The 12,834-nt window shown below is 72.3% G+C and carries 20 protein-coding genes; all 20 read left to right on the forward strand.

What is annotated here, in order from left to right; all coding sequences use genetic code 11:
- Window position 1: 1 nt before the first annotated feature.
- A complete protein-coding gene (locus ACFVU3_RS07975) occupies window positions 2-316 on the forward strand; it encodes a hypothetical protein (protein WP_390064673.1) in 315 nt (104 codons plus the stop codon).
- On the forward strand, window positions 313-969 hold the full coding sequence (locus ACFVU3_RS07980; protein WP_390064674.1) for a LuxR C-terminal-related transcriptional regulator: 657 nt from the start codon (window positions 313-315) through the stop codon (window positions 967-969). The genes ACFVU3_RS07975 and ACFVU3_RS07980 overlap by 4 nt, the downstream gene beginning before the upstream one ends.
- Window positions 969-1,178 carry a hypothetical protein gene (locus ACFVU3_RS07985; protein ID WP_390064676.1) on the forward strand — a complete coding sequence of 70 codons (210 nt, stop codon included), beginning with the start codon at window positions 969-971 and terminating at the stop codon, window positions 1,176-1,178. Before ACFVU3_RS07980 ends, ACFVU3_RS07985 begins: the two co-directional genes overlap by 1 nt.
- Window positions 1,179-1,194: 16 nt before the next feature.
- Complete coding sequence (locus tag ACFVU3_RS07990) at window positions 1,195-1,857, forward strand: hypothetical protein (RefSeq protein ID WP_390064677.1); 663 nt, start codon at window positions 1,195-1,197, stop codon at window positions 1,855-1,857.
- On the forward strand, window positions 1,854-2,504 hold the full coding sequence (locus tag ACFVU3_RS07995; RefSeq protein WP_390064679.1) for a hypothetical protein: 651 nt from the start codon (window positions 1,854-1,856) through the stop codon (window positions 2,502-2,504). The genes ACFVU3_RS07990 and ACFVU3_RS07995 overlap by 4 nt, the downstream gene beginning before the upstream one ends.
- A complete protein-coding gene (locus ACFVU3_RS08000) occupies window positions 2,501-3,256 on the forward strand; it encodes a hypothetical protein (protein WP_390064680.1) in 756 nt (251 codons plus the stop codon). Before ACFVU3_RS07995 ends, ACFVU3_RS08000 begins: the two co-directional genes overlap by 4 nt.
- Window positions 3,253-3,804 (forward strand): hypothetical protein, encoded by a 552-nt coding sequence (locus tag ACFVU3_RS08005; RefSeq protein WP_390064681.1) that lies wholly within the window; start codon window positions 3,253-3,255, stop codon window positions 3,802-3,804. The genes ACFVU3_RS08000 and ACFVU3_RS08005 overlap by 4 nt, the downstream gene beginning before the upstream one ends.
- A gap of 128 nt (window positions 3,805-3,932) precedes the next feature.
- A complete protein-coding gene (locus ACFVU3_RS08010; protein ID WP_390064683.1) occupies window positions 3,933-4,181 on the forward strand; it encodes a MerR family transcriptional regulator in 249 nt (82 codons plus the stop codon).
- A 56-nt stretch (window positions 4,182-4,237) separates the two neighbouring features.
- Window positions 4,238-4,660 carry a hypothetical protein gene (locus ACFVU3_RS08015; protein WP_390064684.1) on the forward strand — a complete coding sequence of 141 codons (423 nt, stop codon included), beginning with the start codon at window positions 4,238-4,240 and terminating at the stop codon, window positions 4,658-4,660.
- 73 nt (window positions 4,661-4,733) lie between these two features.
- Window positions 4,734-4,889: a hypothetical protein gene (locus ACFVU3_RS08020; protein WP_390064686.1), complete on the forward strand. Its 156-nt coding sequence runs from the start codon at window positions 4,734-4,736 to the stop codon at window positions 4,887-4,889.
- A gap of 5 nt (window positions 4,890-4,894) precedes the next feature.
- Window positions 4,895-5,062 (forward strand): hypothetical protein, encoded by a 168-nt coding sequence (locus ACFVU3_RS08025; RefSeq protein WP_390064687.1) that lies wholly within the window; start codon window positions 4,895-4,897, stop codon window positions 5,060-5,062.
- Complete coding sequence (locus ACFVU3_RS08030) at window positions 5,059-5,304, forward strand: hypothetical protein (RefSeq protein ID WP_390064688.1); 246 nt, start codon at window positions 5,059-5,061, stop codon at window positions 5,302-5,304. Before ACFVU3_RS08025 ends, ACFVU3_RS08030 begins: the two co-directional genes overlap by 4 nt.
- A gap of 272 nt (window positions 5,305-5,576) precedes the next feature.
- A complete protein-coding gene (locus ACFVU3_RS08035; RefSeq protein WP_390064689.1) occupies window positions 5,577-5,762 on the forward strand; it encodes a hypothetical protein in 186 nt (61 codons plus the stop codon).
- A gap of 62 nt (window positions 5,763-5,824) precedes the next feature.
- A complete protein-coding gene (locus ACFVU3_RS08040) occupies window positions 5,825-6,142 on the forward strand; it encodes a holin (protein ID WP_390064690.1) in 318 nt (105 codons plus the stop codon).
- A 149-nt stretch (window positions 6,143-6,291) separates the two neighbouring features.
- The gene (locus tag ACFVU3_RS08045) at window positions 6,292-6,774 is read left to right on the forward strand and encodes a phage terminase small subunit P27 family (protein WP_390064692.1); all 483 of its coding nucleotides are present in this window, start codon (window positions 6,292-6,294) and stop codon (window positions 6,772-6,774) included.
- 18 nt (window positions 6,775-6,792) lie between these two features.
- Complete coding sequence (locus ACFVU3_RS08050; RefSeq protein ID WP_390064694.1) at window positions 6,793-8,601, forward strand: terminase large subunit; 1,809 nt, start codon at window positions 6,793-6,795, stop codon at window positions 8,599-8,601.
- An 18-nt stretch (window positions 8,602-8,619) separates the two neighbouring features.
- On the forward strand, window positions 8,620-8,802 hold the full coding sequence (locus ACFVU3_RS08055; protein WP_390064695.1) for a hypothetical protein: 183 nt from the start codon (window positions 8,620-8,622) through the stop codon (window positions 8,800-8,802).
- On the forward strand, window positions 8,802-10,814 hold the full coding sequence (locus tag ACFVU3_RS08060; RefSeq protein WP_390064696.1) for a phage portal protein: 2,013 nt from the start codon (window positions 8,802-8,804) through the stop codon (window positions 10,812-10,814). Before ACFVU3_RS08055 ends, ACFVU3_RS08060 begins: the two co-directional genes overlap by 1 nt.
- A gap of 12 nt (window positions 10,815-10,826) precedes the next feature.
- Window positions 10,827-11,543, forward strand: coding sequence for a hypothetical protein (locus ACFVU3_RS08065; RefSeq protein ID WP_390064697.1), 717 nt, complete (start codon window positions 10,827-10,829; stop codon window positions 11,541-11,543).
- A gap of 53 nt (window positions 11,544-11,596) precedes the next feature.
- The gene (locus ACFVU3_RS08070) at window positions 11,597-12,832 is read left to right on the forward strand and encodes a phage major capsid protein (protein WP_390064698.1); all 1,236 of its coding nucleotides are present in this window, start codon (window positions 11,597-11,599) and stop codon (window positions 12,830-12,832) included.
- The last annotated feature ends 2 nt before the right edge of the window (window positions 12,833-12,834 follow it).

Below are 12,834 nucleotides of genomic sequence, written 5' to 3' on the forward strand. Positions count from 1 at the left end.
CATGCCCACCCAGCTGTCCGGCTCGGCCCCGTGCCCGTCCTGCGGCACGCCCATTCGCTGGGCTGTCACCGCCGCCAACCGCCGCCAGGCCGTGAACGCCGACCCCGACCCCGCCGGCAACGTGGCTGTCTACGCCGACGGCACGGGCCGTCTGCGCGTCCGCGTCCTCACCACCGAGCGCCCGACCCTGGAGCACGCCGAGTGGCAGGCGATGCCGCACGCCGCCACCTGCACCCGCCCCAAGACGCGTCGCACCCCGCCCGCTCCCCGCGAGCGCACCGGCACCCGGCCGGCGTCATGGAGGTGGACCCGATGACGACCGCCGCCGCGCCCCGCGACATCGCCGCCGAGGCCGCCGCCATCGCCGCTGCCACTGCCCTCGACATCCTCGGCCGCCAGATCACCGCCACCGAGGCCGCCACCCTCGGAGCCGCCGTCGTGACCGCACTCACGACCGGCGGGTGGGCGATCCACGCCGACATGAACCGCCGCACACACCCCCAGTTCGCCGAGCTGCGCCCCTGGGAGCCCGCGATCCTGGCTGGCCTCGCCCGCGGCTACACCTTCGCCGAGATCGGCCAGGAGATCGGCGTACCTGCAGCGACCGTCCGCCACCGTGCCGACCGCTTCCGCGCCCGGTTCGGAGCCATCAACTCGGCCCACGGTGTTGCCCTGGCCTACCAGCGCGGATGGCTCGCCGGCCTCACCCCCGAGCCCCGCGCCCCCATCCACCTCTCCCGCCGCCAGCAGCAGGCGCTCACCCTCATGGCCGACGGCAGCACCAACGACGCCATCGGCCGCCGCCTGGGCCTCAGCCACAACTCGGTCACCACCTACATCCGACGCCTCTACAGAGCACTCGACGCCTCGCGCCCCGGGCTCATCGGCCCTTCGACCCGGCCGCACGCCATCGCCCTCGCGTACCAGCACGGCCTCCTCCCCCTGCCGACCACCAAGGACCCCCGCTGATGAGCCAGATGACCCCCGAGGCGTTCGTCGACTACGCCGCCGACCGCCTGACGTGCAGCAGCCCCACCGACCGCCGCGACCGGGCCCTCGCCGAACTCCTCAAGTACGCCGCGGCTACCTGGCAGCACCAGGACGAGTTCATGCGCGAAGACCTCACCGCCGTCGCCCGCCACACCCTCATCGCCCTCGACACCCCACCCACCAACTGACCTCCAGGAGCAGCCCATGGACATCCCCGACCGCCTCGACGTCGTCTCGATGCGCACCCACCGTCTCCTCCTCGCTGTGGCCCTCGACGGCGTCGTACAGCTGGACAGCCGTCTCGCCCAGGAGGACACCGCCCGGGTCCTGCGCTCCATCGCCGACGCACTCACCGGCCGCCCTGGTGAGTGCGTATACGACCTCTTCACCGGCACGCCCGGCCAAGGCCACCACGCCCCGCCGGCCACCCCCTGCGCGTGCAGTCACAACCGAACCGAGCACTTCACCGTCAACGGCCGACTCCAGTGCGACGCCCAGGACGGCGCCGCCCCGTGCACCTGCCGCGAGTACACCCCCGTCGGCCTGGTGCCCGCCGCCGGTCAGCAGGGCCCGGCCGTTGATCCGAACGCCGCCCTGGTCGCGCACGTCACGGAGTACCGCGTACCCGTCCCCGAGGCCGGCGGCGTTGTCCTCCTAGTCCGCCGTCAGTCCCCCACCAGCGGGGTCGGCTGGGCCGTCAGCACCATCGCGCACGGCGGCGGCCGGGCCTGGACCACCGAGGGATGGCAGGAGGTAGTTAGCGCCCTGTCCGTCGGTCGCCTCTTCTGCTGGCCCACCGCCGAGACCGCCGTCACCGGAGCCCGCCGCGCGCTCGCCGCCCAGTCGATCAAGGAGGACAACCGATGACCGAGCGCCGCCACGCCCTTGCGTTCAACTCCCTCTCCCGCGCCCTCCAGGCCGCCGGTCACTGGATACCGCTCAGCGCCCGCCGTACCGCTGCCGAGGCCGTCCTGTGCGCCGTCGACACCGACGGCCGGCCCCCCGAGCACTGCGGCCACCAGCCCGACCTCTACGGCCACTCCACCGAGTGCGTCCTCCGGCCCGGCCACTCCGGCAGCCACACCGACCGCACCGGAATGCGCTGGTGGAAGCGCCAGATCACCCAGGGTCCGGCCGCCCCGGCCCGACACACCGTCGACACCCTCACGAGCGACGCCCTCGACCGTCTCTACGCCGAACTGGACCTGGCGCGCGAAGAGGCGGGGAAGGCGGCCTGGCAGCGGGACCGCCTCGGCGCCTTCCTGGTCACCGCATGCCGTGCGTCCGGCGCCGCCACGTACGCCGACGTGCCCGAGGCCGTTCACGGGCTCGTCGAGGAGGTCGCCGCCGCCAAGGAGACCGCCCTCGCGCTCGGGGCCCTCGCGGACGAGTGGTTCGTCGCCAGCGCGCACGGCGAGAAGCGCGAGTGCGGCCGCGCCCTGGCCGGAGTGCTCCTGGCCGCCGCCGACGCCCGCACCGCCCGCGCGGCTCGTTCGGGGAGGGCCTCGTCATGACCCGCTGCGTCGTCTGCCTCCGCACGCTCCCCCCCGACACGGGCCTGCACGCCTGCGCCCCCTGCCTCGACCAGCTCCGCGGACTGCTGGCCGAGATCCCGCGGCACCTCCCGCTCCTCGCCCTCCTCCTGGCCCCCGCCGCCGGAGTGCGCACACCCGGCGCCTCCGCCCCCGCCGGCCGCGCACACTCCCCCATGCCGCTGCGCCTTGACGTCGTTACCCTGCTCGGCCCCGGCCACGCCGTGCGGCTGCCCGACCCCCACGGCGACCAGGACCCCACCGTGCCCGTGCAGCCTCTGCTGCACGGCTGGGCCACCTACGTCGCAAGCCAGTACCCCACCGTCCACCGCGACGTCCACGGAACCGCCCACATCACCCCCGGCACCACCCCCCGCAGCCGCTTCGGCACCGGCCCGGCCGCCTGGTGCCACTGGCTCGCCGCCTACCTTCCCTTCGCCGCCGGCCACGAGTGGATCGGCGACATGCACCGGCAGATCGAACACCTCGTACGGCTGCTCCGCTCCAAGACCGACCGGCCGCCCGTCCGCACACCCCGCTCCGCCCCCTGCCCGGCCTGCGAGGCGTTCGGCCTCGTCTCCACGGAGGGTGAGCAGCTGATCGCCTGCACGGCCTGCGGGCACCGCCTCACCCCCGCCGATTACCGCGAGCACTCCGCCGCAGTCCTGCCCGCCCTCACCCGCCTCGCCGTCCTCCACCACGCCGAGCACGACAACACCCGGAGAGCCTCTTGAACGCCGACCTCGCCACCCGTCGCGCGACTGTCGCGCGACTGCACGCCGCCGGTACCCCCCTGCGCGGCATCGCCGACGCGGTCGGCGTCAGCAAGGACACCGTGGCCCGCGACCTCGACGCACTCGCCGCTCTCACTGCCAAGGCCGCCGCCCACCGCGACCGCCAGCGCCTCCGCCGCCGGGCTCGCCCCGCCCATCGGTGCAGGCCGCACACCCTGCGACGCCGCCGCAGCGACACAGCCGCCCCCGCTGCGCCCGCACGCGACGCGTCGCGCGACGCCAAGGCCCGCCCCGCCTCCGGCCCGGCATCGGGCGAGACGCGTCTCACCCTGGCCGCCACGCCACGCCTCCTCAGTGACCTCGCCGTCCTCACCGCGAACGGGGTGGACATCGAGGCCGCCGTCGCCGGGGCGGTGTGGACCCTCGCCCGCGCGTACCGAACGGCCTGGGAGACCGGCCTTTACCCGACGACCGCCGACCCGGCCCTCACCGGGCACGAGTACGCCCCCTACCGGCCCCTGACAGGCCGCCTCCGCCCCGCCAGCTGACTCTCCGGCTGGACATGATCGCTACTTAGCGCAACACTGGTGCCAGCAGCACACGTGCGCCCACACACCACCACGACGGCCCCCGCCGACCAGCGGGGGCCGTCGTCGTTCCCGGACCGGAGGGGACCGTGCCCACGCTCTACACCGCCGCCCAGGCCGCCGAGGCCGCCACCGGCTGGCGCCGCCTCCTCTCCGCCGGCGCCGCCGCCGTGACCCCCGCCACCGTCCGCTCCTGGGCTACCCGCGGCCACCTCGCCCCTGCCGGCCTGGACGACCGCGGCCGCCCCCTGTACGACCATGGAGCCGTCGCCCGCGCCGAGGTCGCCACCCGCCGCCGTGCACTGCGCCTCGTCGGCATCCCCGAGCACCGGCCGTAGGTCACAGCCGCATCAATTCCTGCACAGCCTGTGCGCAACCCCGGCAGGCTGGCCCGATGCGCACCACGACCACGCTCATAGCCACCGCCACCCTCGCGCTCGCACTCACCGCGTGCAGCAGCAACCCCGAAGTCACCACGGTTGAAGTCGCACCGTCCACCCTCTCCCCCGAGGCCCAGGCATCCGCCCGCGCCGCCGCCGGCCTCCCGCCCGAGCCCGACGCCAAGACCCGCCAGGCGTACCTCGACGCGCTCAACGCCATCGACCCGCGCATCATCAAGCCCGGCAAGGAGGACCAGGCGGTAAGCCGCGGCATCAACCAGTGCCGCAGCTTCAAGAGCACCAAGGACGAGGACAAGCTCGCGCAGACTGCGTTGGAGCGGTTCACCGTCGACACGCGCCTCCCCGAGATCGCCACTCCCACTACCGGCAAAGCGATCGTCAAGGCAGTCCGTACGCACCTCTGCCCGACTTTCTGACCCGTCCCCAGACCGGCCCGTCCCTGCCTGCCCACCCCGGCGAGGACGGGCCAACTCATACCCGGAGGCCCCCGTGGACCAGCCCCAGGACCTCGCGTCCCCCATCACCAAGCTGGCCGCGGCCGCCATCCAGATCCACGAGCTCTACCAGTCCCTCGTGCGCGCCGGCTTCACCGAGGCCCAGGCCCTCGACCTGACCAAGCACTTCATCACCGGGAACCGGAAGTAGCCCCGATGGCGGTCTCTCCGCTCCTCGGTCTCTGCCTGCGCGCCAGCCTGGTCGGCACCTTCCTGGGCCTCAGCATGTCGGCACTGCTCGATCTCCGGCCCGCCGGCTTCCTCTACCTCATGGGCGCCGTCGTCTTCTGGCCGCGCCACCAACGCCGGAAGGGCCGGCCATGAGCACTGACGCACCCGCCACGCCCAGCCCCCACGCTGAGTGCGCCGCGGCCGGACAGCACCACTACACCTGGGAGCGCGGCATACGCGCCGTCGAGGTCACCAGCGACGACAAACGGTGGGCGCAGTACGTCCACGACGGCACCATGCACGTCCTGTGCTGCTGCGGGCTGGACACCGGATGGACGGACCAGCCCGAGGCCATGCGCCTCGTCGAGGAACACCTCGCCCAGCAGCCGACCTGACGCCAGGAGAGCCCATACTGAGCCGCGCCCCGCTCCATGAGGAGTACGCGACCCACGAGGAGTACGAGCGTGCCTGGTACGCGTGGCGCGCCCAGAAGCGGGACGACGCCCTCACCATGGCCGAGCGAGCCGCGCAGTTCGAGGTCATCGAGGCGCACGTCCGGGCCATCTGTCGCAGATAACTCGCCCAGCACCGACGGCCCACCGGAGGACCCGTGCCAGATCACCCCGCTGCTCCGCTCCTGTCCCATGCCGAATGCGCTGACACCGGCGTGCACCACATCAGCTGGGAACAGGGCACCCGTCCCCTGGACGTGACGACCGACCCGGGCTGGGTGCAGTACACCACCGACGGCACCTGGCGCGTCTGGTGCTGCTGCGGTCTCGACACCGACTGGGCGGACCGAGACACCGTCATGCGCCTCTACCGGGAGCACCTCGCAGTACAGCCGTCGTGACGTCAGGAGGCCCCATGCCGAGCCGCGCCCCGCGCCGCTGTACGACCCCCGGGTGCCCGGAGATGGCCCCTCCCCCCGCGTCCAAGTGCGCCGCGCACGAGAAGCGCCGGCCTCGTCGCTCGGCCTCCGCGCAGGGCTACGGACGCGAGCATGAGCGCCGGTTCCGCGCGGGAGTCCTGGAGCGCGACCGGGTGTGCGTCGTCTGCCGTACGGCCGAGGCCACGCAGGCCGACCACTGGCCGCTGTCCAAGCGCGAGCTGCGAGCCCGCGGCCTCGACGAGCACGACCCCCGGCGCGGCCGCGGCCTGTGCGCCTCGTGCCACTCCCGGGAGACCGCCCGGCACCAGCCCGGCGGCTGGAACGCCGGCCCCAGCTACTGACCGTGAGCACCCGCCCGAGGGGAGGGGGCCTCGGATCGCTGGCCAGGGGACCCGCGGAACGCGGGGGGGAGCCCATCAGCGTCTTGCCAGGTTTCAGGATCCGCCGTACCGGGCCTGCCCTACGTAACGCATCGTGACCGGAGGTGATCATGGGGAGACGTGGACCCGCCCCCAAGCCGACCGGCCTGCGCATCCTGCACGGGGACCGCAAGGACCGGATCAACACCGACGAGCCGCACCCCGACGCCGGCGACATCGAGCCGCCGGACTGGCTGAGCGAGGCCGCCCTCGAGGTGTGGCACACCCTCGCCGGACCGCTCACCCTCAAGGGCGTGCTCACCAGCTGGGACGTCGAGGCGTACGCGAACTGGTGCGACGCCGTCGCCCGCCGGCGGGAGGCCGCCGAGCACGTCGCCGCCGAGGGCGCGGTCGTCGAGCACCCGGTGTTCAACAAGAACGGCGACCAGACCGGCGTGCGCATGGGCAAGAACGCGTGGTTGCTGGCGCTGGACGCAGCCGACGCCCAGGTCCAGCGGTACGGCGCCCGGTTCGGGCTGACGCCGAGCGACCGGGCGCAGCTCAAGATCGGCGGCGAGGACACCCCGGGAGGCGCCGAGCGACTGCTGTCCTGACCGTACGGGGGGTGTGCCATGACCGCCGGGACCACGACCCGCCCGGCCCGCAGCAAGACGAGCACTCGCCCGCGCGGCCGGGCCAAGCCGCCTCAGTTCAACCCGCGCACGTGGTGGCGGCCGCGGTCCCGCAAGGGCCCGGTCTGCGGGTACACCCTCGACGGCACGACGTGCACGAGCTCGGGCACGCACCACTGTGAGCCGCGCGCCGACAGGGTCGTGAAGTTCTTCGCCGAGCTGCTCGTCCACCCCGCCGGCGCGCTCGCGGGCACCCGGTTCGTGCTGGCCCCGTGGCAGGAACACGAGATCATCCGGCCGCTGTTCGGCGAGGTCGTCTGGTCGGAGCAGTGGGGCCGGTACGTCCGCCGCTACTCGCGCGCCACCATCGTCATGGCCCGCAAGAACGGCAAGTCCGCGCTGCTCTCCGGCATCGCGCTGTACATGCTGTGCGGCGACGGCGAAGAGTCCGCCGAGGTCTACGGCGCGGCCGCCATCAAGCGGCAGGCCGGCAAGGTCTTCGAGCCGTGCGTCAAGATGCAGCGTCGCTCACCTGTGCTGGCCAAGCGGCTGACGCACGTGAAGGCCGCGATGCGGCTGGTCGACGAGCAGACCGGCAGCCACTACGAGGTCATCGCCTCCGACGCCGACAACGAGCTCGGCCACAGCCCGCACTGCTTCATCCTCGACGAGGTGCTGTCCCAGCCGGACGACAGTCTCTGGGTGGCGATGCGGACTGGCGCGGGCGCGCGTACGCAGCCGCTCATGCTGGCGATCACCACCGAGACCAGCCAGCAGTACTCGTTCGGCGCGGATTTCATCGACGAGGCCGACCGGGTCATGGAGGACCCGAGCCGGTCCCCGCACCACTTCGTCTACGTGCGCAAGATGCCGCGCACGCCTGACGAGCTGGACCGTCTGCAACGGCTGTTCCCGGGCCGGGCCGATCTGCCGGTGTCCCTCGACCCGTGGGACGAGGCCAACTGGCAGTGGCCCAACCCTGCGCTCGGCTCGTTCCTCGCGATCCAGTCCCTGCGGGACGAGGCGCACGAGGCCAAGGGCGACCGCAAGGGCGAGAACGCGTTCCGCCAGTTCCGCCTCAACCAGCGGGTCTCGGAGGTCAGTCGCTGGATCGCCATGGACCTGTGGGACATGAACGCCCGCGAGCTCGCGCCGAGCCCCGGATGGATCGCCGGCCGCCTCGAGGGGCAGCGGTGCTGGGGCGGCCTCGACCTGTCCTCCAAGCTGGACCTCACCGCCTGGGCGCTGTACTTCCCGAGCGGAGAGATCCTGTGGCGCTTTTGGGCGCCGGAGTCGGTACGGCCGCTGCTCGACGAGCACACCAACGGCGCGTTCGGGGAGTGGGCGGACGACGGCTGGGTGACGCTGACCGAGGGCGACACCATCGACTACGACACGATCTACGACGACATCGAAACGGACCACAACTTCTACAAGATCGTCAACGTCACGTACGACAAGTGGTGCGGCGAGCCGGTCCGCCAGCAGATCGTCAAGCGGACCCGGCTCACCATGATCGAGTCCGACACCACTTTCACCCGCATGACTCCGCCGATGAGCGAGTTCATGCGCGGCCTCAAGGCGCGCGAGTACGCGCACTTCGGCAACCCGGTCGCCCGGTGGATGGCGGACAACCTGGAGTGCAAGAGCCCTCGCGACGACCCCGACCGGATCCGCCCGGTCAAGCCCGACCGCGGCAAGACCGGGAAACGCATCGACGGCATGCCTGCCGCGCTGTTCGCCATCGACGGCGGCCTGCGCGGCATGCCCGCCGCTTCCATCTACGAGTCCCAGGGCATGGCCCTCTGACCCCTCAAGGAGGTGGCCATGGCTGACCTGTGGGACGTCCTCGCATTGCTCGGCATCGTGCTCCTCGGCACCGGCCTCGGCATGCTCGCCCCCTGGCTCGGCGTCGCATCCGCCGGCCTCGCGCTCCTGGCCCTCGGCCTCGGCGGCGCCCTCGCCACCGAACGCCGCGCCCGGGCCACCGAGCAGAAGGGGGGAACCTGATGGGATTCCTGCGCAGCGCCCTGTCCGGCCTGGCCACCCCGGAGAAGTGGGTGGAGGACTGGATGCGCGGCGGCTCGACCAACTCGGCCGGCATCCGCGTCGACCAGGACACCGCCCTCACCTACTCGCCGTTCTTCGCCGGCGTGCGGGTGCTCAGCGAGGACGTCGCCGGCCTGCCTCTGTTCCTCTACGAGCGGCTCCAGCCGCGGGGAAAGCAGCGCGCCACCGAGCACCCGCTGTACACCCTGCTGCACGACCAGCCCAACGCCATGATGAGCGCGGCCTGGCTCAAGGAAGTCCTCATGAGCCACGCCCTGACCTGGGGCGACGGGGTCGCGCACGTCGTCACCCACCCGCGTACTGGGGTGATCGAGGAGATCTGGCCCCTGCGCCCGGACCGCCTCACCATCGGCGTGAAGCGGACCGGCGCCGGACGGTTCGAGCGCCGCTACCGGTACGACGACGACGTCAACGGCATCCACACCGTCCTCCTGCCCGAGCAGGTCCTGCACGTGGCCGGCCTCGGGTTCGACGGCGTGCGCGGGTACCCGGTCGTCGAGCTGGCCGCCAACTCGATCGGCCTCGGCCTGGCCACCGAGCATCACGGCGCCAAGGTGTTCAGCAACGGGGCCGCGCCCGGCGGTGCGCTCTCGCACCCCGGGAACCTCTCCCCCGAGGCGCGGCGCCGGATGGCCGACGACTGGGAGAACATTCACCGCGGCATCGACCGCGCGCACCGCGTCGCCATCCTTGAGGAGGGCGTCACCTTCCAGCAGGTCGGCGTCCCCAACGACTCCGCCCAGTTCCTCGAAACCCGCAAACTCCAGGTCTCCGAGATGGCCCGGTGGCTGCGACTGCCGCCGCACAAGGTCGGCGACCTCGACCGGGCCACCTTCTCCAACATCGAGCAGCAGCAACTTGACTACGTGTCGAGCGCGCTGAACGTGTGGCTGGTCCGCTGGGAGCAGGCGGTGCTCACGCAGCTGCTGCTCCCCGAGGAGCGGAAGAAGTACTACGCCGAGTTCCTCGTCGACAGCCTCTTGCGCGGCGACACCCTCACCCGCTACCAGGCGTACGCCGTCGGCCGGAACTGGGGCTGGCTGTCCGCCAACGACGTCCGCGACCGGGAGAACATGAACCCGGTGCCCGGCGGCGACGAGTACCTCGTCCCGCTCAACATGGTGCCGGCCGCGCGGGCAGTGCCCGGCCTGGAGACCGCGGCCGCCGCCCGGGCCGGACGCTGGGCCCGCCTCCTCGCCGGCCGCACTGCCGCGCGGGAGTCGACGGCCGAGGCATGGGCCCGGAAGCTCAAGGAGTCCGACCAGGAGGTCGCCGACCTCGAGGCCGAGAAGCTCGCCGCCCTGGTCGACGAGCACCTCCGCCCCGCGCGCGGCCGCGGCCGCCGCTCGCTCGCCGCGTTCCTCGCCGCGCTGTCCGTCCTGTACGCCGACGACGGCCCGATCATGGACCGCCTCGTCGGACTGTGGGTGCCGCTCATGACCGCGCTCGCCGGCGAGGTCGCGGAGGCCGCGGCCGAGGAGGTCGCCTACGAGGAACCGGTCGACCTCACCGTGTGGGCCGCCGCCTACGCCCGCTCCCACGCCGCCTACCAGGTGGCCTCGTCGTACGGGCAGATCCGCGGCGTGGTCGACCGGACCGAAGGCACGCCGGAGGACATCGCCGAGGCGGTTGTCGAGCGGTTCACGAAGTGGCAGGAGGAGCGGCCCGCGCAGACCGCCCGGTGGGAGTCCACACAGCTGCCGGCCGCCGCCGCCCGCGAGACGTGGAAATCGGCGGGCGTGCAGCAGGTGCAGTGGGTCGCGCGCGGCTCGGAGACCTGCCCGTACTGCAAGCGCCTCGACGGCACTGTCCAGGAGATCGAGACCCCGTTCATCGCCAAGGGCGACGAGGTCGAGGGCAACGACGGCGAGGCACTCGTCGCCAAGCGCAACACCTTCCACCCGCCCGTTCACCCCGGATGCGACTGCCAGCTCGTACCGGTCATCGACTGAGAAGAGGAGCACGTGAAGCCACAGCGTCACTACGCACGCGCCTACGTCCAGCGTGCGGACGGCGACGAGGCGGGCCAGCCGCTCTCGATCATCGCCGCGACCGAGGGCCGCAAGGGCGACGGCCTCAACCTGACCATGGCCGGCGCCCGCCTGGAGCGGTTCGAGTCCAACCCGGTCGTCGGGTACGGCCACTCCTACTGGGGCCGCGACGGCCTGCCGATCGGGAGGTCCGACAAGACCTGGATCGACGGCGACAAGCTCCGCATGGACCTGACGTTCGACCAGGACGACGAGTTCGCCGTCAAGGTCGAGCGCAAGTACCGGGCCCGGATGATGAACGCTTTCAGCATCGGGTTCGACGTGTGGAACATCGGCGACGACGGCGTCCCCGAGGGGTGGGAGCTGTTCGAGGTCTCCGCCGTCCCGCTGCCGATGGACCCCAACGCGATCGTCGAGTCCGGCCGCAGCGCCCTCGATCTCGCCCGCTCCCTCGACGTCCGCCACACGCCGGACGAGTTCGCCCAGGCCGTCATGTCCCAGCTGGCCGAGCTGGATGCCGCGGGCGTCCGTGCGGGCGCGGTGCTGTCCAAGAAGAACAAGGGCCTCGTCCAGGCCGCGCGGGATGCGCTCCAGGAACTCCTCGACGCCGCCGGCGCCGGGACCGACGATGACGAGCGGGCCGCGCCCGTCGTCGACCACGCCCGGCTGCTCCGCCTCGCCGGCGTCTGACCCCTCGCGCCGCGCAGCCGCGCGGGGCACCCCACCACAGGAAGGACCCCCTGATGGCCACCATCCGGGAGCTGCGCGCCAAGCGCACCAAGCTCGGTGCCGACGCCCGAGCGATCATGACCGCCGCCGAGGAGGCGGGCCGCTCCATGACCCCCGAGGAGGAGGTGAAGTTCGACAAGCTCGTCGACGAGCGCGACGGCGTGGACCGCCACATCGAGCGGGCCGAGAAGCTCGCCGACGACGAGCGGGACGAGGCCGCGCGCGAGGGCCTGGAGCGCGGCCACGGCCGCGATGGCCAGGGCGACGAGGCGATGGGCGCGCTGCGCGCCTACCTCCTCGGCGGCCGGTCCGTCCTCACCGAGCGGCAGGCCCGGGCGCTCGTCTCGGGCAACGACCCCGAGGGCGGGTTCCTCAACGCTCCGCAGCAGTTCGTCCAGGACCTCCTCAAGGGCGTGGACGACATGGTCGCCCTGCGCCGCCTGGCCACCGTTCAGCGGCTCACCCAGGCGGAGTCCCTCGGCGTGCCGACCCTCGACCAGGACCTCAACGACGCCGACTGGACGAGCGAGCTGTCGACCGGCAGCCAGGACGACTCGATGCGGTTCGGCAAGCGTGAGCTGACCCCGAACCCGCTGGCCAAGCGGGTCAAGGTCTCCCGCAAGCTGATGCGCACCAGCGTCATCTCGCCCGAGGTCCTCGTCCGCCAGCGCATGGAGTACAAGTTCGGTGTGACGGCCGAGAAGGCGTACATGACCGGCGACGGCAACAAGAAGCCGCTCGGCCTGTTCACCGCCTCGCCCGACGGGATCCCGACCTCGCGGGACCTGGACATCTCGACGTCTGGCACCGGGCTCGTCAACGTCGCCGCAGGCAACGCCGCGGACGACCTCATTACGGCGAAGTACACCCTCAAGGGCGCGTACCACGCCAACGCCCGCTGGCTGTTCCACCGCATGGTCGTCGCCTCGGTCCGCAAGCTCAAGGACGGCGACGGCAACTACATCTGGCGCGCCGGCCTGGCCACCGACCAGCCCGACCTCATCCTCGACCTGCCGTTCATCATGTCGGAGTTCGCCCCGAGCACCTTCGGGGACGGCGACTACGTCGGCATGCTCGGTGACTTCTCCTACTACTGGATCGCCGAGGCCCTGCAGTTCGAGGTCCAGCGTCTGAACGAGCTCTACGCCGAGCAGAACCAGGTCGGGTTCATCGGCCGGATGGAGGCCGACGGCATGCCCGTCCTCGCCGAGGCGTTCGTCCGCCTCCAGTCCAACGACATCGTCCCGTAAGG

Origin of the sequence: Streptomyces sp. NPDC058052, assembly GCF_042885515.1 — a bacterium.
Lineage (GTDB): Bacteria > Actinomycetota > Actinomycetes > Streptomycetales > Streptomycetaceae > Streptomyces.

What these genes read in the sequence shown, in the direction of transcription:
- ACFVU3_RS08025 (WP_390064687.1), top strand. Translation starts at nt 4,895, where the DNA reads ATGGCGGTCTCTCCGCTCCTCGGTCTCTGCCTGCGCGCCAGCCTGGTC.
- ACFVU3_RS07985 (WP_390064676.1), top strand. Translation starts at nt 969, where the DNA reads ATGAGCCAGATGACCCCCGAGGCGTTCGTCGACTACGCCGCCGACCGC.
- ACFVU3_RS08055 (WP_390064695.1), top strand. Translation starts at nt 8,620, where the DNA reads ATGGCTGACCTGTGGGACGTCCTCGCATTGCTCGGCATCGTGCTCCTC.
- ACFVU3_RS07990 (WP_390064677.1), top strand. Translation starts at nt 1,195, where the DNA reads ATGGACATCCCCGACCGCCTCGACGTCGTCTCGATGCGCACCCACCGT.
- ACFVU3_RS08000 (WP_390064680.1), top strand. Translation starts at nt 2,501, where the DNA reads ATGACCCGCTGCGTCGTCTGCCTCCGCACGCTCCCCCCCGACACGGGC.
- ACFVU3_RS08045 (WP_390064692.1), top strand. Translation starts at nt 6,292, where the DNA reads ATGGGGAGACGTGGACCCGCCCCCAAGCCGACCGGCCTGCGCATCCTG.
- ACFVU3_RS08070 (WP_390064698.1), top strand. Translation starts at nt 11,597, where the DNA reads ATGGCCACCATCCGGGAGCTGCGCGCCAAGCGCACCAAGCTCGGTGCC.
- ACFVU3_RS08015 (WP_390064684.1), top strand. Translation starts at nt 4,238, where the DNA reads ATGCGCACCACGACCACGCTCATAGCCACCGCCACCCTCGCGCTCGCA.
- ACFVU3_RS07995 (WP_390064679.1), top strand. Translation starts at nt 1,854, where the DNA reads ATGACCGAGCGCCGCCACGCCCTTGCGTTCAACTCCCTCTCCCGCGCC.
- ACFVU3_RS08040 (WP_390064690.1), top strand. Translation starts at nt 5,825, where the DNA reads ATGGCCCCTCCCCCCGCGTCCAAGTGCGCCGCGCACGAGAAGCGCCGG.
- ACFVU3_RS08030 (WP_390064688.1), top strand. Translation starts at nt 5,059, where the DNA reads ATGAGCACTGACGCACCCGCCACGCCCAGCCCCCACGCTGAGTGCGCC.
- ACFVU3_RS08060 (WP_390064696.1), top strand. Translation starts at nt 8,802, where the DNA reads ATGGGATTCCTGCGCAGCGCCCTGTCCGGCCTGGCCACCCCGGAGAAG.
- ACFVU3_RS07975 (WP_390064673.1), top strand. Translation starts at nt 2, where the DNA reads ATGCCCACCCAGCTGTCCGGCTCGGCCCCGTGCCCGTCCTGCGGCACG.
- ACFVU3_RS08050 (WP_390064694.1), top strand. Translation starts at nt 6,793, where the DNA reads ATGACCGCCGGGACCACGACCCGCCCGGCCCGCAGCAAGACGAGCACT.
- ACFVU3_RS07980 (WP_390064674.1), top strand. Translation starts at nt 313, where the DNA reads ATGACGACCGCCGCCGCGCCCCGCGACATCGCCGCCGAGGCCGCCGCC.